This window comes from Cohnella terricola, assembly GCF_007786475.1.
GTDB lineage: Bacteria > Bacillota > Bacilli > Paenibacillales > Paenibacillaceae > Cohnella > Cohnella terricola.
In genome coordinates this window covers 50,563-71,709 of record NZ_VNJJ01000014.1, presented here as the reverse complement: position 1 = coordinate 71,709, position 21,147 = coordinate 50,563, and the positions used below count along the sequence as shown (strand labels likewise).

At 54.5% G+C, this 21,147-nt stretch carries 22 protein-coding genes and 1 pseudogene; 12 read left to right on the top strand and 11 right to left on the bottom strand.

The features are described 5' to 3' along the window. Nucleotides 1-77: 77 nt before the first annotated feature. From FPZ45_RS19975 to fabV, 4 genes are all read right to left on the bottom strand, one after another. Entirely contained in the window at nt 78-410 is a 333-nt protein-coding gene (locus FPZ45_RS19975) for a hypothetical protein (RefSeq protein WP_144705779.1), read from the bottom strand. Beyond that, nucleotides 407-2,485, bottom strand: a complete 2,079-nt coding sequence (locus FPZ45_RS19970; RefSeq protein WP_144705777.1) for an EAL domain-containing protein — start codon at nt 2,483-2,485, stop codon at nt 407-409. Before FPZ45_RS19970 ends, FPZ45_RS19975 begins: the two co-directional genes overlap by 4 nt. Before the next feature lie 40 nt (nt 2,486-2,525). Continuing rightward, the gene (locus FPZ45_RS19965) at nt 2,526-2,813 is read right to left on the bottom strand and encodes an STAS domain-containing protein (RefSeq protein ID WP_144705775.1); all 288 of its coding nucleotides are present in this window, start codon (nt 2,811-2,813) and stop codon (nt 2,526-2,528) included. A gap of 154 nt (nt 2,814-2,967) precedes the next feature. Further along, nucleotides 2,968-4,161 carry an enoyl-ACP reductase FabV gene (gene fabV / locus FPZ45_RS19960; protein ID WP_144705773.1) on the bottom strand — a complete coding sequence of 398 codons (1,194 nt, stop codon included), beginning with the start codon at nt 4,159-4,161 and terminating at the stop codon, nt 2,968-2,970. Nucleotides 4,162-4,422: 261 nt separating this feature from the next. Here fabV and FPZ45_RS19955 point away from each other — a divergent pair, with 261 nt between their 5' ends. Then, a complete protein-coding gene (locus tag FPZ45_RS19955; RefSeq protein WP_281284920.1) occupies nt 4,423-5,049 on the top strand; it encodes a M15 family metallopeptidase in 627 nt (208 codons plus the stop codon). Nucleotides 5,050-5,107: 58 nt separating this feature from the next. After that, the gene (locus FPZ45_RS19950) at nt 5,108-5,551 is read left to right on the top strand and encodes an Hsp20/alpha crystallin family protein (protein WP_144705771.1); all 444 of its coding nucleotides are present in this window, start codon (nt 5,108-5,110) and stop codon (nt 5,549-5,551) included. Between the two features lie 134 nt (nt 5,552-5,685). Here FPZ45_RS19950 and FPZ45_RS19945 read toward each other — a convergent pair whose 3' ends face one another. After that, complete coding sequence (locus tag FPZ45_RS19945) at nt 5,686-6,453, bottom strand: 3'-5' exonuclease (protein ID WP_144705769.1); 768 nt, start codon at nt 6,451-6,453, stop codon at nt 5,686-5,688. A 180-nt stretch (nt 6,454-6,633) separates the two neighbouring features. Between FPZ45_RS19945 and FPZ45_RS19940 the strand changes: the two are divergent. From FPZ45_RS19940 to FPZ45_RS19925, 4 genes and pseudogenes are all read left to right on the top strand, one after another. Beyond that, nucleotides 6,634-6,823 (top strand): annotated as a pseudogene (locus FPZ45_RS19940) (hypothetical protein). Beyond that, nucleotides 6,816-7,571, top strand: coding sequence for a class I SAM-dependent methyltransferase (locus FPZ45_RS19935; protein WP_144705767.1), 756 nt, complete (start codon nt 6,816-6,818; stop codon nt 7,569-7,571). The pseudogene FPZ45_RS19940 and the gene FPZ45_RS19935 overlap by 8 nt, the downstream one beginning before the upstream one ends. A gap of 123 nt (nt 7,572-7,694) precedes the next feature. Beyond that, nucleotides 7,695-8,270, top strand: a complete 576-nt coding sequence (locus FPZ45_RS19930) for a 5' nucleotidase, NT5C type (RefSeq protein WP_144705765.1) — start codon at nt 7,695-7,697, stop codon at nt 8,268-8,270. A gap of 78 nt (nt 8,271-8,348) precedes the next feature. After that, nucleotides 8,349-8,777 carry a DUF6157 family protein gene (locus tag FPZ45_RS19925; protein ID WP_342780078.1) on the top strand — a complete coding sequence of 143 codons (429 nt, stop codon included), beginning with the start codon at nt 8,349-8,351 and terminating at the stop codon, nt 8,775-8,777. A 6-nt stretch (nt 8,778-8,783) separates the two neighbouring features. On the opposite strand, the gene FPZ45_RS19920 is transcribed toward FPZ45_RS19925, so the two are convergent. Next, nucleotides 8,784-9,233, bottom strand: a complete 450-nt coding sequence (locus FPZ45_RS19920; protein WP_144705763.1) for an SRPBCC family protein — start codon at nt 9,231-9,233, stop codon at nt 8,784-8,786. A gap of 129 nt (nt 9,234-9,362) precedes the next feature. Here FPZ45_RS19920 and FPZ45_RS19915 point away from each other — a divergent pair, with 129 nt between their 5' ends. Next, nucleotides 9,363-10,184, top strand: a complete 822-nt coding sequence (locus FPZ45_RS19915) for a DUF6597 domain-containing transcriptional factor (RefSeq protein WP_144705761.1) — start codon at nt 9,363-9,365, stop codon at nt 10,182-10,184. Here the strand turns inward: FPZ45_RS19915 and FPZ45_RS19910 are convergent. Together FPZ45_RS19910 and FPZ45_RS19905 are read right to left on the bottom strand one after the other, a co-directional pair. After that, the gene (locus FPZ45_RS19910; RefSeq protein ID WP_144705759.1) at nt 10,181-11,320 is read right to left on the bottom strand and encodes a winged helix DNA-binding domain-containing protein; all 1,140 of its coding nucleotides are present in this window, start codon (nt 11,318-11,320) and stop codon (nt 10,181-10,183) included. The genes FPZ45_RS19915 and FPZ45_RS19910 overlap by 4 nt on opposite strands. Nucleotides 11,321-11,429: 109 nt before the next feature. Further along, nucleotides 11,430-11,861 carry a universal stress protein gene (locus FPZ45_RS19905; protein WP_144705757.1) on the bottom strand — a complete coding sequence of 144 codons (432 nt, stop codon included), beginning with the start codon at nt 11,859-11,861 and terminating at the stop codon, nt 11,430-11,432. A 209-nt stretch (nt 11,862-12,070) separates the two neighbouring features. On the opposite strand from FPZ45_RS19905, the gene FPZ45_RS19900 reads away from it, so the two are divergent. Continuing rightward, nucleotides 12,071-14,011 carry an ABC-F family ATP-binding cassette domain-containing protein gene (locus tag FPZ45_RS19900; RefSeq protein ID WP_144705755.1) on the top strand — a complete coding sequence of 647 codons (1,941 nt, stop codon included), beginning with the start codon at nt 12,071-12,073 and terminating at the stop codon, nt 14,009-14,011. A 768-nt stretch (nt 14,012-14,779) separates the two neighbouring features. Here the strand turns inward: FPZ45_RS19900 and FPZ45_RS19895 are convergent. Genes FPZ45_RS19895 through FPZ45_RS19885 form a run of 3 tightly spaced genes read right to left on the bottom strand, consistent with a single transcriptional unit; the run spans nt 14,780 to nt 18,021 of the window. Continuing rightward, nucleotides 14,780-15,751 (bottom strand): 2,3-diaminopropionate biosynthesis protein SbnB, encoded by a 972-nt coding sequence (locus tag FPZ45_RS19895; protein WP_144705753.1) that lies wholly within the window; start codon nt 15,749-15,751, stop codon nt 14,780-14,782. 24 nt (nt 15,752-15,775) lie between these two features. Continuing rightward, nucleotides 15,776-16,777: a 2,3-diaminopropionate biosynthesis protein SbnA gene (gene sbnA, locus FPZ45_RS19890; RefSeq protein ID WP_246120518.1), complete on the bottom strand. Its 1,002-nt coding sequence runs from the start codon at nt 16,775-16,777 to the stop codon at nt 15,776-15,778. 14 nt (nt 16,778-16,791) lie between these two features. After that, nucleotides 16,792-18,021, bottom strand: coding sequence for a phenylacetate--CoA ligase family protein (locus FPZ45_RS19885; RefSeq protein WP_144705751.1), 1,230 nt, complete (start codon nt 18,019-18,021; stop codon nt 16,792-16,794). On the opposite strand from FPZ45_RS19885, the gene FPZ45_RS25915 reads away from it, so the two are divergent. From FPZ45_RS25915 to FPZ45_RS19870, 4 genes are all read left to right on the top strand, one after another. Then, on the top strand, nt 18,020-18,148 hold the full coding sequence (locus tag FPZ45_RS25915) for a hypothetical protein (RefSeq protein ID WP_281284919.1): 129 nt from the start codon (nt 18,020-18,022) through the stop codon (nt 18,146-18,148). The genes FPZ45_RS19885 and FPZ45_RS25915 overlap by 2 nt on opposite strands. Continuing rightward, nucleotides 18,130-18,972 carry a YheC/YheD family protein gene (locus FPZ45_RS19880; RefSeq protein ID WP_144705749.1) on the top strand — a complete coding sequence of 281 codons (843 nt, stop codon included), beginning with the start codon at nt 18,130-18,132 and terminating at the stop codon, nt 18,970-18,972. Before FPZ45_RS25915 ends, FPZ45_RS19880 begins: the two co-directional genes overlap by 19 nt. A gap of 199 nt (nt 18,973-19,171) precedes the next feature. Then, nucleotides 19,172-20,146 carry a zinc-ribbon domain-containing protein gene (locus FPZ45_RS19875; protein ID WP_144705747.1) on the top strand — a complete coding sequence of 325 codons (975 nt, stop codon included), beginning with the start codon at nt 19,172-19,174 and terminating at the stop codon, nt 20,144-20,146. Nucleotides 20,147-20,282: 136 nt separating this feature from the next. After that, entirely contained in the window at nt 20,283-21,146 is an 864-nt protein-coding gene (locus tag FPZ45_RS19870) for an ABC transporter ATP-binding protein (protein WP_144705745.1), read from the top strand. The last annotated feature ends 1 nt before the right edge of the window (nt 21,147 follow it).

Here is a 21,147-nt window from a genome sequence, read left to right as displayed (position 1 = left end):
GCTTCGTCAATAACCGAGTGAACCGAAGAAAGATGAAAAAGGCCGAAGCGCTGTTGGCTTCGGCCTTTGAAACGATATTAGTAGTTTGGAGAGACGATATTCGTTTTCGCGGCTGACACGGCTACTGTGGAAGTCGTGGCGCCGACCTCGCCGATCGCTTTCACTAACGCATCCAATTCTTTCTCGACCCGCTGGATTTCGTCCATACTGTTTTCGAGCGTCCGTAGAATGCCGTCGAACGTTTCGCGCGTTTGGTCCGATTGGAGCTGTCCTCGCTCGACGAGTTGCTTGACTTCCCCAATGGACAGAATCACTTCGTCCGCATAGGCGTTGGATTGCTGAATCAGATCTTCGATTTGCTTCACGGCCGCGCCGGTTTCCTCGATTAGCCTTTCCGCTTCGATCGTCACGTGAAACACGCTCCTGTCAAATATCGGGATTCCAGCATGTCCGGGGACATAGGCGGATCGATCAAATACCCTTGTACGATATCGCAGTTCATTGTTCGAAGATCAGCCAATTGTTCATCGTATTCCACGCCTTCGGCGATGACCCGCAGATTCATGCCGTGGGCCATGTCGATAATGGCTTTGGTGATGACGGCGCTTTTTGTATCGCTTGTTAGCTCTTGCACGAAGCTCTTATCGATCTTCAGAATGTCGATCGGAAACTTCTTCATGTACCCGAGCGCCGAGTATTCTTTGCCGAAATCGTCTATGGCGATCCGGAAACCGATCGCCTTGAATTCATGCAGGATCGGCAGCACGGAATCGATATCGTTCATGCTGCTGCTCTCCGTGATTTCGATGACGATCTGCCCGGGATGGCAAGGCGCGCGGTTTACGATGTCCCTGAATGAGGCGACCAGATCGGGCGCCTTGAACTGTCTCGCGGATAAGTTCACGGCGATCGGAGGGACGTTTAACGTTCTGGAATGCCATTGCGCTAATTGGGAACAGACTTCTTTCAACACCCATCGGCCGATATCCATGATGATTCCGGTCTCTTCCGCGATCGGGATGAATTCGCTGGGGGGAACTTGCCCGAGTGTCGGATGGTTCCAACGGAGCAGAGCTTCCAGCCCTTCTACTTGACCGGTGCCGGCTTGGACTTGGGGTTGATAATGCACGTGAAGCTGATTTTTGGAAATGGCCCATCTGAGCTCGTTCTCCAGCTCCAATTTCCGTTGAAAGGTATCGTTAATGCCTGGATCGAATAATTGGCAGCCGCATTTGCGGATTTTCGCCTCGTACATGGCCAGATCGGCGTGCCTGACCAACGTTTCGAAGCTGTCTCCATGTTCGGGGTACATGCAAATCCCGATGCTCGCATTGACATAGAGTTCGTTGTCCCCGACGACAAAAGGTTTCCTGAGATCCGCGATCAATTTGCGGGCGAAGGTTACTGCCTCCTCCGGCTCACGCTGGTTTTTCAGAACAATAATAAATTCGTCTCCGCCTAATCTCGAGACAATATGGTCGTCCATCGTCGCGGAGCTCAGTCGGGCGGCAACTTGTTGCAGCAGGCTGTCCCCGACGTTATGTCCCAGAGAGTCATTGACCATCTTGAATCGATCGAGATCGATAAAGAGGACGGCGAGTTTGCAGTTGGTCCTCTGCGCGGTAATCGTCGCTTCTTTGGCCAACTCGCCCAGCAGGGTTCGGTTAGGCAGCCCCGTCAGCCTATCGAAGTGCGCCAAGTATTTCAGGTGTTCTTCGGATTGCTTGCGTTCCGTAATATCCGTAAACATGCCGATATAGTTCGTGATATGACCGTTCTCGTCCCGCAACGTCGAAATCGACAGCCATTCGGGGTAGATCTCGCCGTTTTTGCGCCGATTCCAGATTTCCCCTTGCCAGTAACCGGAAGCATGGATTCTTTCCCACATCTTGACGTAAAAATATTGATTCTGAATGCCGGAATGCAGCAGGTGCGGAGTGCGTCCGACGGCTTCCTCTTCCGTGTAACCGGTCATAGCCGTAAAGGCTTGGTTCACGGACAGGATGCAAAGCCGTTTGTCCGTAATCATGATGCCTTCGCTGGCATTGCTGAACACTTGCGCGTGGAGCCGCAATTTGGAGATCGTATTTTTGCGGTTCGTCATATCGGAGAACATGCCGACGTAATTGATCAGATTGCCGTCGTCGTCATGTACGGGATTGATGGACAGCCATTCGGGATAGATCTCGCCATTTTTGCGCCGATTCCAAATCTCTCCCTGCCATTTCCCGTTCGCGTGAATGCTAGCCCACATGTTGACGTAAAACTCGCTGTCCTGAACATTCGATTTCAGCAGGCTTGGTGTCCGGCCGATCGCTTCCGCTTCTTCGTATCCGGTAATGGCGACAAACGCCGGGTTTACGCAGACGATAATAGAGTTGCAATCCGTGACCATAATGGCTTCTTGCGAATCGCGAAAAATAGTGGCATAGGGCAGAGCCAGATGCTCGGGAAGTGGATTGGGTTTATGGGTGTGTCGAATCATGCTAGAGCCCCTCTCTGTCGCTTTCCCTTTCAATGATTGTTTAGATCGGGATTCCAGTCTGAATTAGACGCCCGCGAAGCCGATCAGGTACGTCATGGAAGGTGACGTTCGCGTTGCAATCATCGGCTATTTTTTTGACGGCGGACAGCAGTCCGAGACCCGAACTGTCCATATCCGTCACTTCGCTCAGTTGAATATCTACCGAAGCGAAGCCTTGTCGCATGAGCGGAAATAATTGCTGGCGAAGCGAGGTCGCCTCCCGGACCCCGATCGTTCCTGTAAGAGTAACGCTGATCTGCTCACCTGTTTTGCTGAGTTCATAGCACATGCGCGAGCCTCCCGTTTACGGAGTGGATAACCTATCTATACCTCGGATTCCAATAATTATCTGTGACAATTGTCACACCGTGTCGGAAAAGGGAAAAAGCCAGGCGCGCTCGCTTAACGGAAGCGGCCTGGCTATTGATTGCGCGTGCCTGACGTCAGTTTAAATTCGGAATGCTTACGTTCGGATCGACCTCGGCTTCATAATCGATCCCGTCCGTTTCAAAGCCGAACAGTTGGAAGAACTCGCGGCGATAGCCTTCGAGGTCCGTAAGGTCGTAAATATGATCAGTCGTCAACGCTTCCCAGATCTTTGCGACTTCCTGCTGAACGTCGTCGCGCATCTCCCAATCGTCGATGCGAATACGCCCTTCTTCGTCTACCGGCACAGATGCAGACTCCGGAGAATAGAGGCGATCCGCGAACAGGCGATACATCTGCTCGATACAGCCTTCGTGAATGCCCTTCTCCTTCATGACCTTGTACAGCGCAGAGATATACAGCGGCACGACCGGAATGGCCGAACTGGATTGCGTCACGAGCGCTTTGCCGACCGTTACGTAGGCGCGGCCGCCGCCGTGGCTAAGTTGCTCTTGCAGTCGCTTGGCCGTGGCTTCGAGATGGTCTTTGGCTTGTCCGATCGAGCCTTGGCGGTAGATGGCTTGCGTGATGTCGGGGCCGATATAAGAATAAGAGATCGTCGTCGCGTTCGGCGCCAGCACGCCGCCTTCGCGCAGTGCATCGATCCACATCTGCCAATCGTCACCACCCATGACATCGACCGTTCCCTGGATTTCTTCCTCCGTTGCCGGCTCCAGCGTAATCAGGCTGACTTCTCCGTCGTGGAAGTTAACGGTTTTATTCGTATACGGCTTTCCGATAGGTTTTAATACCGAGGTCGACGTCTCGCCCGTTCTCGGATTCGTTCTGCGACCCGTGGCCACGCTGTAGACCACGAGGTCAACTTGACCAAGCTCGCGGCGGATCGTCTCGACGGCTTTCGCTTTCGTCTCGTCCGTGAAGGCGTCGCCGGTCACGCTGAAAGATTTCAGACCGGCTTGCTGCGCCGCCTGTTCGAATGCGGCGGAGTTATACCATCCCGCGGATGCCGTTCGTCCGGAGCGTTCGCCTTGACGGTAGATGCCGATCGTGTTGGCTCCCGCTCCGAATGCCGCCGCGATCCGGGCCGCAAGACCGTAGCCGGCCGAAGCGCCTATGATGAGCGCGTTGCGCGGACCTTGGATGGCCGGGCGCGCCTGCACGTATTCGATCTGTTGCCTGACTTGAGCGGCGCAGCCTTTCGGATGAGCGGTCGTACAGATGAAGCCGCGCGTTCTAGGTTTAATAATCATTTAAGTTGATTTCCCTTCTTTGCTCGATTGCCGATGTCGGTTGCGGTTCCCTGCCGCGATTCGGCTTCGTACGAGAACCGGCATAGCCTCTATTTTACCGATTTTTCATGGAAACGGAAACTGGGAAAAGGCTCGGTATTTCCAGCCTTCAAATCTTCAGATAAGTTTAAGAGAATGTTAAGGATAATGCCCGATAGATTGGATACTCTATTAAGAGAACGGATTTAAGAGAATAAAGAGAGGTAAAGGGTACAAATATATATGAATACTGCGAATCACGATACCGCGGCAACGCGACCCCGGGCCGGCACCGGAAGAAAACGACGTCGTGCGCTGTTGGTATGGGCAGCCGTCTTGGCAATCGCGGTCGTCTATCTGCTCATGAACGCCGGAACGTTCGGACGGTTATTGCCTATCCAGTGGTTTCGCGACGTGCCGCCCGTCTCCCGTTTGCATCCGGTCGTAGCCGAGAAGAAGGACAAGCTGGTCGCCTTGAGCAAAAAAATCGGCATCGACGTCGTTATTACCGACGGCTTCCGAAGTTCGGACGCACAGGATGCCTTATATCGGCAAGGACGCAGCGAAGGAGGCCCGATCGTTACCCAAGTCAAAGGCGGGGAGTCCTATCACAATTACGGGCTGGCCATCGATTTCGCGATCAAGACTCGCGCGGGCAAGGTCATCTGGGACCTGAAATACGACGGCAACGGGAACGGAGAAGCGGATTGGATGGAAGTTGTGGCGATCGCCAAGGAACTTGGCTTTAGCTGGGGGGGCGACTGGAAGGGTTTCCCGGATAATCCACATCTGCAAATGGATTTCGGCTACTCGATCGCCGAGCTCCAGCGGGGATGGAGACCTCCGGATCGAATATCCGCCGTTGAATAATAGAAGGAGAAATCGGGGTTACTAAGTCTGGATCATCCAAAATCAGGAGGGATTTCAGATGGCGTTAATACCCTATGAACCGTTCAGACACCTGGAGAATATGCGCCGGGAACTGGACCGTTTTTTCTCGAACGACCTCTCACCTTTTAAGTTAAGTTTCTCCCAAGGCACGGGGCACATCAACGTAGACTTGTACGAGACGGACAACGAGATCGTCGCGTCGTGCGATATTCCGGGTCTGGAGAAAAAAGAAGACGTGAGCATCGACGTCGAGAACAAGGCGTTATCCATCAGCGGCTCCCTGAACCGGGTGAACGAGGTCAAGGAGGAGCATATGCACCGCCAAGAGCGCTACATAGGCCGCTTTCAGCGTACGATCGCCCTTCCGTCGCCCGTCTCCTCGGAAGGAGTAACGGCAAGCTACAAGAACGGCGTATTGGAAGTTCGAATGCCGAAGCACAAGGGCGAAGCGAAAAGGAAAATCGATGTTCAATTTCAGTAAGGGTTGAGCTTTATGTCAGGCTCAAAGGAGGCCGTCCGGGGAACGTAGAAGCGCTCTCTTGACGGTTTTTTGTCGCGGAACGGCCGGAGTTATCCGATATAATCGTACAACTCTCGACCGTTACGCCTCCGCCGCTAACCCTTTTTAGCCTGCTCCGCCTTCGCGATCTCTGCGAGGAAATATTCCTCAAGCTCGGCAGCTTTGCGCGGATCGGTCATGTCGATTTTACCTGCGAGGAAAGTCTCGGTATACTTCTCCCACGTCTGCGGCTTTTTCTGCGCGAGCATCGTGCGCACGCCGTTTTTGATCATTCTCCGTTCCTTCGAATTCGAGAATTGATCCTTGTACTGCTGTTTCAGATCGAAATCCAGATCGCTGAATACGGCCCGGAACACTTCTGAGGTCATTCGCGCGTCGTCGAGCGCGCGGTGGGCCGAGCCCTCCGCGGCGATGTTCAGATCGAGCAGGGCGGCTTCGACGCTGACGTCGTTCGTCGCTTTCTTATACCGCAAGTACCCTTTTAGCAGATCGAAATAATAAAGGCCCATCCAATAAGCGTCGTTTAGTTTGTGCATACGGGTGTCGAACACGATTCGCTTCATGTCCTCTCCGCCCCAGGTCAAGAGCAAGAATGATTCGCTCCGCCCGAGCCATTCCGCAAACTCGGCGATGACTTTCGGGAAACCGGGAGCGACGTCGATCTCCTCCTGCGGGATTCCCGTCTTTTTCTTAATAAAGCTATTCAGCTTGGAGAAATAAACTGGTTTGATGAGCGAGGAAAATTCGTCTACAAGCCGCAGCGACGAATCCAGCCTTACGGCCCCGATCTCGATGACCTCCATCGGCAAGCTGCTGGCGAATTTTCGTCCGTTAAATTCGATGTCCAATACAATATAATCCAACTTCGTACCCTCCGCTCTCTGTCTCGTACGTTCTATTCTACCAAAAAGCGTGCAGCAACGCTTGTCTTGCCTAATGTGATTTCGGCTCTGGATTTCGGGGGAAGATTGGTTTAAGATGAGATTAAATTATTATGAAACCTTGTTTCGTCAGATGAAACCAATCCCAAAGGAGGATCAGGCATGTCATTCGTTACTCTGGGACTGGATCATGTGCAGGTTGCGGCGCGCGAGGGCTGCGAGTCCGAGGCGAGGAAGTTTTACGGCGAGCGACGACAGAAGAGACGCGGAGAACGTGAGAAGATTTTATGCCAGCGACCCTTTCGGCAATCGGCTCGAATTTCTGGAAACGGAGGAAACACGCGATGAATAGCAAAGAACGGTTTACAAGCAGGGTGGACAAGTATACGAAATATCGTCCCGGCTATCCTTCGGAAGCGATTGACTACTTATATGAGACTGTAGGGATCGGCGAAAGCTCCGAAGTGCTGGATGTCGGGGCTGGGACGGGAATCTTCTCCAGACTTCTACTCGAGAGAGGCACGCGAGTAACGGCCGTGGAACCGAACGAGGCGATGCGGGAGGCGGCGGTCGCGGCATCGCAAGGTAATCCGAGGTTCCGCGCGGTGTCCGGTTCGGCGGAAGAGACGGGGCAACCCGCCCATGCATACGATTTTATCGTGTGCGCACAGGCTTTCCATTGGTTCGATCGGATGGCATCGCAAGCAGAGTTCAAGCGAGTGCTGAAGCCGGGCGGCAAAGCGGTCCTCGTCTGGAACACGAGATTGACGAGCGGAACGCCTTTTCTGGAAGGATACGAACGACTGCTGCATGAACTCGGTACGGACTACGGCCGCGTGAACCATCGCAATATCTCCCATGACATGCTGGTCTCCTTTTTCCAACCGGGAAGTCTGAAGGAGGCGCGTTTCGTGAATCGTCAAGTGTTCGATTTCGACGGGGTGGCCGGGCGCTTGTTGTCTTCCTCCTACGCGCCGGAACCGGGGGATCCCCGGCATGAACCGATGATGCAGAGGCTGCGCGAATTGTTCGACCGGAACGAAGAGAACGGCACGGTGAAATTCGACTACGAAACCGAGGTCTATTGGGGCGAAGTATGACGGGTTGCCGAAGAAGAACCATTCCGATACAAACGGGATGGCTCTTCTTTTATGTCCGGCATAAGGTATAATCCAATTAGAAAGCGCTTAAAGGCGGAAAATAGATAAAGGAGCCGTGCGCCTATGAAATTCGGATTCGATATTGACGATACGTTGCTTAATTTGCGGGAGCATGCTTTTCGCATTTACAATTTGAAGCTGAATCGACAGGTAGACATAGAGGTATTCCACGCTTTGACATGCATTCCGGTTCATGAAGCGTTCGGGTTGTCGACAGAGGAAGGCCGTGAGTTATGGGATCGCCATCGCAGCGAGATTTATTATTCGGCTCCTCCTTTCAACGATGCAGTGGAAGTATTGCAGGAGCTTGACCGTTGCGGGCATGAGGTATATTACATCACGGCGAGAGCCCCGGTGCATTGCGATCAAACGAAGCAGGCGCTTATTCAAACGGGATTCCCGGTTCGGGACGGGAGATTTTATTGCGGAATGGGCGATCTGGAGAAAGTTCATATTATCCGGGACTTGGGCTTGGACTATTATTTCGACGATAAGCCGGCCGTGCTCGAGACGTTGGGGGATTTGAAACTGAGCGTATACGCCAAGGATAATTCATACAATCGGCATCTTGAAGTTGCCCGGATCGTGGAATGGCGGGAGTTGCTTGATATCGTAAATGTCGGACGAAACGAGCGATGACCCAATAATGACTGACCGTATCTGTCAGAGTTAACGGGCTATAATGGGAAAAGTACTAACTCTTGTTAGGAGGCCGCGATGATGGAATGGAACTACTACGACACTTTTATCAAGCTAGCCGGGGATTGTCCCGTTGAGAGAGGCATGATACCACCGGAAAAGAAAAACGGCAAGTCGAAACCAGGGATCGAATACGATCTCGTGTTTCACCAGCCGTATACGTATACGCAAGAAGAGCTGCTTTATCAGACCTACGTCCGCCACAAGGAGATTCCAGAAGAGGAGCTTGCCTCCCGCAGCGAGGAAATCCGCGAAGCTTTTTTCTCCAAACCGATGGCCTGCTTGCGAGCATCCATGCTTCCGAAAAAATACGGCTGGGGTCTCCATTTCGACTCCGAAGGCAAGGTTGCGCTCGTTGCGCGGGAGTCGGAGGAATACGACCGGCTCGCAAGCGGCGACGGCGGGAGATTGCAGGTGCTGGCCGCTATGCGGAACAGCCGCAAATAGCTGGAATTACCAGCCGTAATTCAATACGCGGCCGGATTCCGAGAAAGTTTTGAGACTGCTAAGGATGATCGGCCAGCTCTCCGCTGTTTTGTCGAACGAGGGGTGGTCGGGTGTCCATTGGTCGTTGACGAGGGTGACTTTCGTCGTCTCGCCTACAGGCTCAAGCGTAATCGTGATTCGGCTTTCGAGCTCGGCATGCTTTGGGTTATAGGAAGGCCCGGGATGCTCGAGGCAACTGTATACTTTATGGGGCTCGAATTCGAGAATCGTACCGTAGACGTGAACCGTCTCGTCTCCGTCGTTGCCAGGCCCCACGTATTCGTAGGAACTGCCTTTCTCGAAATCCGATCGGAGGACGCAACCGAAGAAAATGGCTTTCGTACCCTCGGGAGAAACTAACGCCTCCCAGACCCTCTCCGGCGTTGCGCCGATATACGTAGTGAATTTGTGTTCCATAAATAGACTCCTTTCATTGGTCGATTTTCGGAATGCTTTTGCTTACGTGCAATCTGATACCCATCTTAAAATAAAGCGGCGGTCTCGTATTGTAAAAATGCGACAAGCCGTTAATCGGAGGAGCGTACGATGGACCCGATCGACGATCGTTCGACGAAGGGAATATTGCAGGCGGACGCGGGGAAAGGAAAGTTCAAGCTTTCCCGGTACAAACCCGCGGATGAGTTGCAAAGCTATATTCAGCATTACTGGACGGTCGAGTGGGATTTACGGGGACTACAACCTTACCGCCAAACCGTGCTTTCTCATCCAAACGTGAATCTCGTGTTCGAGCCGGGTCGAACGCGCATATACGGAATCTGGGAGAAAACCTCGTCGCAGCTTATGGAAGGTCTGGGCAGCGTCTTCGCCGTTAAATTCAACCCGGGCGGATTTTATCCTTTCTGGCGGCAGCCGCTGTCGAAGCTCACTCGTCTTTCCGCCGACATGGCCGATATTTTCGGAGCGGAGGCTCGAGCTCTGGAACATGACATTCTGGCGGCGGCCGGAGAACCGGGAGATCAAGTCGACAGGATCGACCGGTTCTTCCTGGAACGATTGCCGGAGCCCGACCGCAACGTCGAACTGGTTAACGAGATGGTCTCCGTTCTAGTGGAGGATCGCGACATGCTTCAGGTCGAACAATTAGCCGAGAGATTCGGCGTGGGCGTCCGGACGTTGCAGCGGTTATTCGATCGGTATGTCGGCGTTAGCCCCAAAGGAGTGATTCAGCGATTCAGGATGCACGAGGTCGCCGAAAAGCTCGACAAGGATGAGGCCGTCGATTGGACGAAGCTGTCCCAGGATATGGGGTATTACGATCAGGCTCATTTTATCAAGGATTTCAAAACGGTACTTGGCAAGACGCCGGACGAATATACGAAGGCGATCGGTAAAAGCGGAGCGCGCTAACGCAGGCCGTCGGACGACGTCGATTCATCGGCGATACGGATTTCGCGGCTGCCGCATTCCGCCGCCGCGAATCGAAGAAGGTTATCCCCCTCTTCGTATAAACCTGCCCGATCTTCGGGACGAAGGGGACGGAACGGCTCGATCGTTAGAATGGCGGCGTCGCGCTTGCGATCGATTCGCCACATTCCCGCGACGAATCCGTCGATCAGGAAAGTCGGGCGGATGATGCCGTTGATCGTAAATACGCGCTTCCGATCTTCTTCGGAGATGATGCGAGACCGGTCCGCGTGAGACAGGAGCGCATTGTCGAATTCGGCCATGTACCGCGGCGGTATTGGCATATCCGGATCCGGCAAGGGCGCGTCTAGTACGTCGAACAGTTCTCGCCCTTGCTCGTCATAGTAGATCCTTAAGCGGGGACGTATTCGTTTCACGACCTCTCCCAATCGGGTGAGGCCGGACCACGTCTGCATATCTTTCGCGGATGCGGGACCGAAAGCGGCTAAATAACGCTCAATCATCGTTTCCGGCGAGATTGCCGGGATTGCCGGGCTGCCGAGCCAGGCTTCAGCCGTCGTATGGACCGATTGGCCGCTCTCTCCCCATAACCCGCGCGGAGGAATTTGCACAAGCGGGAGCAACGTGCGCACCGCCGCGGCGAGCGTGTCGGGCTCGCGGTTCCGCCATCGTTCGTCTTCCGCCAGCAAACCGCCGAGCTCGCGGAACGTCATCGGCCGCTTCTCGACGAGCGTCCGGGCTTCGGCCGCTAGATCGGCTTCGTCGATGCCCGCCAGATGTTTGCCATAGTTGCCCTTTAAGCCGCGTTCAAGAGCGGGCTGTACCACAGGGCGAAGAGACAAGGCGTCGCGCGCGGACGTCAGATGGATCGTCGAGCGCATGAGCGCGATCCGCACGGCTTGGCGAGACTCGATCAACCCCGACAGCTCGTCTTGCCGGAAATCTTCCACCCGGGCCCATAGCCCGATATACGGCGGATTGGGTGCCTGCGCTTGAAGGCCGATCAGATGTTCCATGACGTCCAATGCGGGGATCTTTGTCCTTTTGATCAACATTTGCCGTTCCAGCAGGGCGCGGTTAAGCGCGCGACGACTAAGAGTGGCGCCGTTGTCCGCCATACGTCTTTCCCTCCCGATCCATAGATAATTACAGTATAGACCAACAACCCTGACAGGAGACTGTCAGGGTTGTTTCGCGAATTTGATTATTCGGCGGCGAATTTGCGTGTTATTTCATGACCATCACCGGGATGCGCGAGTGAAGAATCACGTTATGGCTGACGCTGCCGAGCATAAATTCCTTAAATGAACTCAGACCTCTGTTGCCCATGACGATCAGATCGCATCCGTTATTGTCCGCATAATCGAGAATAGCCTCCGCCGGCGGTCCAGCCAGGATCACCGCGTTCGCATGGGGGACGTCCCGGGTAATCTGCTTGATCTTATCGATGATCTTTTCTCCGTGCGCTTTGACTTGCTCCTGATAGAAATCGGGTTGGACGAACGTTACGTCCGCGAATGTTACCGGCTGAAGGTTGATCGCGTGCGCGACGGTGAGATGCGGGCCGGAGTCCTTCGCGACGATCTCCAAGGCTTTGTCTAGGGCTCTGGCGGACGGCTCGGACCCGTCGTATGGAACGAGAATGTGTCTGAATATCATAACGAGACCTCCTTCATGCTTCCTGCCGATAATTACCCCGGGTTCGCAGGCGTCAAACCGGTCATACGGTAGTTTTCCACCAATAGGGAAATTTCACTCGGACTCAGTTCCCTGAATCAGCCGGTCGTTCGGGCAATCGGAAAGCGAAGTATGATATGATACAGAAGAAATCGTACCGTACTCTAGAGTTAAAGCGAGTGGATAGCGGGATGCACTTATTATCCGTTGAAAATATAGCGAAAAGCTACAGTGACAAAATTCTGTTCGAAAACGTCACGTTTGGTGTCGAGAGCGGGGACAAGATCGGCATTATCGGCGTGAACGGCACGGGCAAGTCGACGTTGCTCAAGGTGATTGCGGGTCTGGAGCCGGCCGATTCCGGCAAAGTCTCCATCGGTCGATCCGTCGTGCTTCGGATGCTTGTGCAGGATCCGGTGTTCGGTCCGGAGGAAACGGCTCTCGAGCACGTGTTGGGCGGAGATTCGCCGCAGCTTCGGGCCGTGCGCGAACATGCATCGGTGTTAGAGGAGTTGGCGTTGCGGCCGGACGACTCAGGTCTTCAGGAACGGCTGATCGCGGTAGGCGCGCGCATGGACGAATTAAACGCTTGGCAGCTCGAGAGCGAGGCTAAGACGGCGCTGACAAAGCTCGGAATTATGAATGTGAATGATCGGGTTTCTACGTTCTCAGGCGGTCAACGCAAGCGGGTGGCAATGGCGGCGGCGCTGCTGCAGCCGTCCGACGTTCTGATTTTGGACGAGCCGACGAACCATATTGACAACGACTCCGTTGCTTGGCTCGAAGGAATGCTTCAGAAGCGCAAAGGCGCATTATTAATGATCACGCACGACCGGTATTTCTTGGACCGGGTCAGCAATCGGGTGATCGAGCTGGATCGGGGTACGGCGTTTTTCTATGAAGCGAATTACAGCCGCTTCTTGGAATTAAAGCTGGAGCGGGAGGAACGCGAGGCGGCTTCCGAAGCGAAGCGGCAAAACCTGCTGCGCAATGAGCTTGCTTGGATTCGCCGCGGCGTACAGGCGCGCTCCACGAAGCAGAAGGCGCGCATCGATCGGTTCGAGGCGCTGAAAGAACAAGGGCCGAAGGCGTCGGCGGGTAAGCTGGACGTATCGGTGGCATCGACAAGACTCGGCAAAAAAATACTGGAGATCGAGCAATTGTCGAAGCAGTTCGGTGATCGGACGCTGATCAAGGATTTGAGCTACATTGCCGTCCCGGAGGACCGCCTAGGCATCGTCGGGCGCAACGGCAGCGGCAAGTCGACGCTGCTGAAGCTGATCGCCGGGAAGCTTCAGCCGGACGGCGGGCGCGTGGAACTCGGCCCGACAGTTAAGTTGGGCTGGTTCAGTCAAGAGCACGACGAGATGGACGAGTCGCTTCGGGTAATGGAGTATATCCGCGAGGGTGCGGAGCAAGTGAAAACCGCCGACGGGACGACGATCTCGGCGGGGCAGATGCTGGAGCGGTTCCTATTTCCGTCTGCGACGCAGTGGTCGGTTATTTCCAAGCTGTCCGGCGGAGAGAAAAGGCGGCTGCAACTGCTGCGGGTATTAATGGAAGCGCCAAATGTGCTGCTGCTCGACGAGCCGACCAACGATCTCGATATCGCCACTTTAACGGTGTTGGAGGACTATTTGGACGATTTCTCCGGCGTTGTTATCGTCGTCTCGCATGATCGCTATTTCCTCGATCGGACTGTCGACCGCATTCTGGCGTTCGAAGGCGACGGCGCGGTCACGCAGTATACGGGCAATTATTCCGAATACAAGGAGCAGGCGGATCGGAAGGAAGCGGCTATTCAGGTGGGAGGCACACCTGTGAAAGCGGCGTCCGCTTCTTCGGTTTCCGAGTCGGCATCAGCGGAGCGTAAAGAACGTCCGGTCCTTAAGATGTCTTATAAGGATCAGAAGGATTTCGAGCAGATCGACGGCTGGATCGCCGAGACGGAAGAAGCGCTTGCCGCGATCGCCGCGAAGATGGATGCGGCCGCCAGCGATTCCGGGCGATTGCAGGAGCTGATGGAGGAGCAATCGAGCCTGGAGACGAAGCTGGACGGCCTGCTCGAGCGCTGGACCGAGCTGAACGAGCTTGCCGAGCAGATTGCGGCGAACAAGAGCGGGCGGGCGTAGGGGGCACGTACTTGCGCGAGCAAAAAGTGGCATTGATTCGCTAATAGGGATGTTATTCATCGTACTTTCTCTCGTGTTGAGCCACATGAGGAGGAAGTACGATGTTTTTCATCGCAAATAGTCCCGGGATCGGAGCAAAAGTGGCACCACTACGCTAATAGGGATGTTATTCATCGTACTTTCTCTCGTGTTGAGCCTCACGAGTAGGAAGTACGATGTTTTTCATCGCTAATAGTCCCGGGATCGGAGCAAAAGTGGCACCACTGCGCTAATAGGGATGTTATTCATCGTACTTTCTCTCGTGTTGAGCCCCACGAGGAGGAAGTATGATGTTTTTCATCGCTAATAGTCCCGGGATCGGAGCAAAAGTGGCGCCAATACGCTAATAGGGATGTTATTCATCGTACTTTCTCTCGTGTTGAGCCACCTGAGTAGGAAGTACGATGTTTTTCATCGCTAATAGTCTCGGGATCGGGGCAAAAGTGGCATGACTACGCTAATAGGGATGTTATTCATCGTACTTGCTCCCAACATGCACCTCACGAGGAGTAAATATGATGTTTTTCATCGCTAATAGTCTCGGGATCGGGGCAAAAGTGGTACCACTGCGCTAATGGCGATGATTTCGTCGTATTTACTCACAAAGGGAAAGTTGGCTAGGTTACTGAAATAAGTGCGTGCGGCAAGCTTATTGGCGGGAAAATTGGCTGAGTTATGGAAATAAGCGCGTGCGGCGAGATTATAGGCAGGAAAGTTGGTTGGTTTATGTCACCCCTCTAATCGAATGCCAACCCCGAGCCGTTCCGCTTTATGACGGTAAAAGGCCGCTATCGCAATATCGAAAGCCGCCATGCCCATCGGATTGAAGAAGATCGGCACGGAAGGCGCCAAGCCGTTCAAACCTTCCTCGTGTACAGCTCCTCGCAAACTGATCGTGTTCTTCTCTTGAAGCCCCGCCTGCACGTGCAGAAGCTCGATATCGGTATTTTCCCTGCACACCTCTTGCCAGTTGTCCACGACGATCGCGGTTCCTTCTCCGATGCTGTCCGGCAAATATTCGCGCAAGGAAACGTTCATCAGCAGTGCCCCGGGAACCGGAGGCTCGTCGATATAACGTTCGGCCGAGGAAGTGCAAGTAAAGACGATATCGCTCTCGCGATAAAGCTCCCTCCAGGACGATGAGATCTTCGGGCGTATCGGATGCGACGTAACATTCGCCGACTTCGAATCGATCCCTTTGATATCGAACAGCTTAACGCTCGCGATACTATCGCCGAACAGCGCGAAGACCATATCCAGGTGTCTTCTCCCGATCGGTCCCCAACCCATGATCCCAATCCGGTATTTACTCCGGCGCTGCAAGGCAAAATAGCGCCGCAACATGACCGCGCTCACGGCAGCCGTACGGAGTTGGTTAAGCAATCCGCCGCTGAAGATCGCAATGGGAACGCCGGTAGTCGGGTCATTCAACACGATCGTGCCGTGCGCGCGGGATAGCCCGCGCCGAACGTTGTCCGGGAAGCTGGCGATCCATTTGATGCCGCATATCTCTTCATTGCCGCCTACGAATGCGGGCATGGCAATGATTCTGTTCCTGGGTTGCCCGAAACGCAAATAGGGCTTCAGCGGTTGGACGATCTCCGGCGTGCCGAGTTTTCGCAGCGTCGCAAAGATCCGCTCTTCAAGAAGGACCCAATCGATGCCCAACTGCCGAATATGCCCGTCGTTTAAATAAATCATAATGCGCCACTCCTTACCGACGGATTATGGAACGTTGGCGCTAACCCATTCCTCGTTATACACGGTATCGAGATACCGTTCTCCCCGATCGGGCAGCACGGCGGCGCAGACCGCTCCGTCCGGAATCTCGCTGCTCATGGCCCGAATGGCCGCGATGACGCCTCCCGAGGAAGCTCCGGCGAGAATTCCCTCCGTTCGCAGCAATTCCTTGCAGCCTTCGATGCAGTCGCGCTCCGATACATATACGACCTGGTCGATCAGGTCCTGGCGGCTGAGTGAAGGGGATATCGCCGCGCCAAGTCCCGGCAGCCGCCTAACCCCTTTCGCGCCGCCGAAAATGACGCTCCCCTGAGCGTCGACGGCAATGATCTTCGTGGCGCGTCTTTCGTCCTTTAGCCTCTCGGCGCAGCCTCTTATCGTTCCGCAGGAGCTGACTCCACAGAACAAGTAGTCAAGATGAGGCAGCGCCTCCAGAATTTCCGGCATCGTCGTGTCGTAATGCGCCATATAATTGTTCGGATTGCCGTATTGGTTAGTCCAGTAACAATCGCCGATTTCTTCCCGCAGTCGCTGCACTCGTTTAATCCGGGCGAGCAAGTAGTCTCCGCTTGCCGAGTCCGGCTTCTCGACAAGCTCGATCTGCCCTTGAAGCTGACGAATCAGCCTTAAATGGCTCTCGGTCGTGCGCGGATCGACGACACAAATGAAACGCAGCCCCAAATACAGGCAGATCTGCGCCAAGCTGACGGCCATATTGCCCGAGCTCGATTCGATGACGGTCGTGCCGCGGCGAATTTCCCCCGTCCGGATCGCTTCTCTCATGATGCGCAAGGCGGGACGGTCCTTGGCGCTTCCTCCGGGATTCATCATTTCGAGCTTACCGTAGATGTGGCAAGTAGTTTCCGGCAACACGCGGCTCAAACGAACGAGCGGAGTGCGGCCGATCGCCGAGCAGATGCCCGATCCGGTATCCAGGGCGCCCAAATCCGCGGGGCTTCCTAAGCCGATTAACTCGTTATCGTCCAATCCCGCCGCCCCCTCTAGTCATAAAATACTTTTTTCCGTTTCATGACGTTTTCTCCGCTGTCGATGGCAGACGGCAACACCTGTATCGCATCCAGAATCCCGCCCCGAATCATCGCCCCGATCTCCGGAATCCGATCCGCTAATTCAAGTTCGATGCGCTTATAGACGTCCGGACTTTGCTCCTTGCTGTCCACGAGAACCGCAAGCTTGTTCGCGCGCACGCGGATGCAGACTTCGGCGTCCTGTAGGTGTCGATAGACGACGTTCTCGATATCGTAGACGCTTATTTTCTCCCCGTGCTTGAGCTCCGGGCCGATACGACGAACGATCGCTTGAAAGCTTGGCTTCCATACTCCGTTCACAAGAATCGGGCGGAAATCCCGCACGATATCATAAGTGACATACCTCAAGGCAGGAAAAAGATGGCGAACGTAGGAACTTACCACGAGAACGGACTCCCCATCCGGCAGAGGTTCCATGTTTTCGTCCAACGCATGGGAAGGTATTCCTTCTGCTTGGATGCCCTCCGTGAACAAATACCTGCCATGCTCATGAGAATAATAGGCGATCGTTCCGATCTCGATCGATCCATAAGTGTCGGTAATATCGTCCTCCGCCAAGCGAAGCCGTCCCGCCACGCTGCCGCGCCAGGCAGGAGAGGCAATCTCCCCGACGAGCAGGACCCGGCGAATGCCGAAGGAGGAAGCATCATTTCCTGCCGCAGTCAGCAATCGATCCAGGATCGAAGGCATCGTGTATAACACGTGAGGATGCAGCGTCTTCAGCCTCTTCAGGTGACTGCCGATCGGCAATTCGTAAGAAATCGAATCGGCCTGAATGCCGAGCCGGGCGAACACCTCCGGCGCGGTGGCGGCCGCATGTCCCGTACCCATGTCCGAGATTGCCGTGAGAACGCCGGAGGGCGCGAGTAGACGGCGAAAAAGGTCGCTCTTCACCCGGATATAGTTCCGTTCGTCTTCCCCGGAATAAAAAATCGTCTTGCGGATATGAGAACTCGTTCCCGAAGTGCGGTAAGAATAGACTCGATCGGGCGACTCATCGATCGCATAAGGATGCTCCCGGCCGTAATAATAACGTTCCAGTAGCCCGGCTGTTACGAGGGGTAATTGTCCGAGCGCCCGTACAGTGAAGCGATCGATGCCGCTGTCGGCAAGAAGCCTTCCGTACCAGGGGAACGTTCGCGCTGTCCGGTCGATCTTGTCGTGAAAAGGCGATGAGCGCATGTTTTTCCCTCGCTTTCGTCTGAACTGGGCCGATATTCATATATATGTCGGCAAGAGCGTCTCGTTCTTCGTTCGCCGCTGGGCGATCGCCCTTCCTTCCCGGGAGAAATGCCATATTTTATCCTAAGGGCGCTATCCTGTTTTCCCTGGAGGAGAGGAAGACGTACGAACTCAAAAACGGCGGTATCGAGCAAGTGGATCAAAACCAAAGTGCTGGCGGCATCTCCCATGCTGTCGGCGCATATTCCGATGACGCTGCGGCTTTCGAACGATTCGCTCGAACGCATGTTGAGCGGTTTCGGAATGGTGTACGTAAAACCGGAATCTGGTTCTTGTGGAGTGGGCGTGATGAAAGTCGAACGCGCCGGCGGAAAATGGGTCGTTCAGTCCGGGCGGCAACGCAAAACGTTTGGCCGCTATGCGGAACTGATTAGGTGGCTTCGTTGGAGAATGAAAGGGAAGCCTTATCTGGTGCAGAGGGGCATCCGCATGATACGGCGGAACAGCCGGCCGATCGATTTTCGCGTCATGATTCAGAAAGGGAGGAAGGTCGGATGGAAGGTGACGGGGACGGCGGCGCGGGTCGCGTTCCCCGGCAAAGCGGTGACCAACGGCAGCCAAGGCGGGAGCATTCACGGAACCGAAGCGATATTACGCGAAACTTTCGGGCCGCAACGATCGATTCGCATTTTGAACAAATTCGATGCCCTGGCTCATGCAACCGCGCTTCGATTCTCCCGGGTTTATCCCAAGATGAGAGAATTAGGACTGGACATCGCGGTGGACCGGAGGGGGCGGTGCTGGATTCTCGAGGTGAATACGCGGCCCGATCCCTGCCCATTTACGAAACTGTCCGATCCCTCCATGCTTCGCACGATCGTCAAGTTTGCCCGCGAATACGGACGAACGTACAACTTAACTTGCAGGAAAGCGAGAAGAGGAGGCGGTTGACGCTTCACGGGTGGACATGTTCGGCGATTTGTTCGATGAAGTGCCGATGGGCAATGCCGACATTCGGGCTGACCGGGAATTCCCGGTCGGCTTTGTTTTTGGCCGGAATCTTTCGTAATTTTATGATTCTGGGAGGATACGCCTCGATTGCCGTCGAAAAGAGGAAATATAAATCGAATGAGCAAAGGTTGTGTAGACATTGATCTGTACGCAGTGCGGACAAATTTTGCCCGATAACGCCCGATTTTGCAGCAAGTGCGGATCCGAGACGGCTATTGTGGCGGAGGAACGACTAGCGGAACAGCAAGTGAATCAGCAGGAGGAACGGCCGGCAGATCATTCAACGGAATGGTCGACGACGGATCGGCCGGATATCGCGGAGAGCCCGGGTTTGCCTAACGATCCCGAGGATGAGGCAAAAGTCTTCGTGGGGCGGAATGCGGATTACTATATGCGCAAGTGGGGCGGAAAAGCCTCTCCCGGAAAGGACATCAGTTGGAACTGGGCCACGTTTTTCCTTTCCTATTTTTGGCTGGGGTATAGGAAGCAATACGGAGTTTTACTTCTGATCGTAGGCATATGGCTGGCGATTGATGTCGTGGATTTATCTGCGGATTTGGGACTGAACAACAGCAGCATCGGCATTGCCTTGTCGGCCGGATTCGGAGTGGGCGGAAACGCGATGTATTACAGGTATATGATCAAACAAATCGGGAAAATCAATCGTTATCCTCTGGATCGCACCGCCAAATTCAAAGCGCTGGCCGATAAGGGCGGGACGAGCTGGGGCGGCGTATTTTTGGCGATCGGATTGGTCGTCGCGTACCTCGTTATTTTCACTTTCTTCTTGTTTCCGAGTATGGGGAAGACGGAGGTCGAATTCGGGCGCTCGGTATCTGACGGCATCGTCAGGGAGAGGACGAGCGTGTTCGATGAAAGGGATTCGATTCATTATAGGTTCGAGTTCCCGGGAAGCGGCGGGAATGTTGAAGTCGTGCTCGAAACAAGGGAAAGATCCGTTAATGAGGTCGTAGAGCGCTGGCCGCTGGACGTTCCTGCGGATTGGCTGGGGGCAACCCACAGCTTCGATGCTCCCGAGGCAGGGGAATACATACTCAAGGTCATTAAGGACGGCAGAGTGATTTCCAAAGGGAAATTCACGGTGGGAAAATAACGTTCCCGAAAGAAAGGACTTTCCCATTACGTACAAACTGCCACGAAATCGTTATTGACTTTGCTGTTGAGAACGATTATCATTCAACTCATAGATGTTTATTGAGAATCGTTTTCAACAAAGGGTGGATGTAACGATGTCACGTTTAAGCACAGATCAGTTATCCCTCTCCTACGGCAGCCGGCCTATCGTGCAAGGGTTGAACCTGCGCGTACCGGACGGTCTGATCACGGCGCTCGTAGGCGCGAACGGGTCGGGTAAATCGACGATCCTGAAATCGATGGCGCGTATTCTGACCCCGGCGCAAGGCGGGGTTTACCTAGATGGAAAGCTGATTCACCGGCAACCGACGAAAGAAGTCGCCAAGAATTTGGCCATTCTGCCGCAGAATCCGACTTCCCCGGAGGGTCTGACGGTTCGCGAGCTTGTCTCGTTCGGAAGGTATCCCCACCAGAAAGGGTTCGGAATCCTGTCGGCGGAAGACAACCGGATGATCGAATGGGCGATAGAGGCCACGGGCATGACGATGTTCAGGGACAGACCCGTCGATCATCTTTCCGGCGGACAGCGCCAGCGGGCATGGATCGCAATGGCTTTGGCGCAAGGCACGGAAATGCTGCTGCTGGACGAACCGACGACGTTCCTCGACATGGCCCATCAGGTGGAAGTCATGCTCCTGCTGGAGAAGCTCAACAAGGAACAGAAGCGGACGATCGTCATGGTCGTGCACGATTTGAACCACGCGGCAAGATTCGCTCAACATCTCGTGGCGCTTAAAAACGGAACGGTATTGTACGAAGGACATCCGGAAGTCGTCATGACTTCGCAGATGCTGCGAGACGTATTTAATATTGACGCCGATATCATTCCGGATCCCCGGACGGGCGCTCCGCTCTGCCTTCCGTACGGCTTGGCGGAAGAACCGGCAGGGTCTGCCGCTTCCATCGGAGAGCCGGCTACGGCCGACTACCGAGACGAACGCGTTCAAGCGATGGCATAAA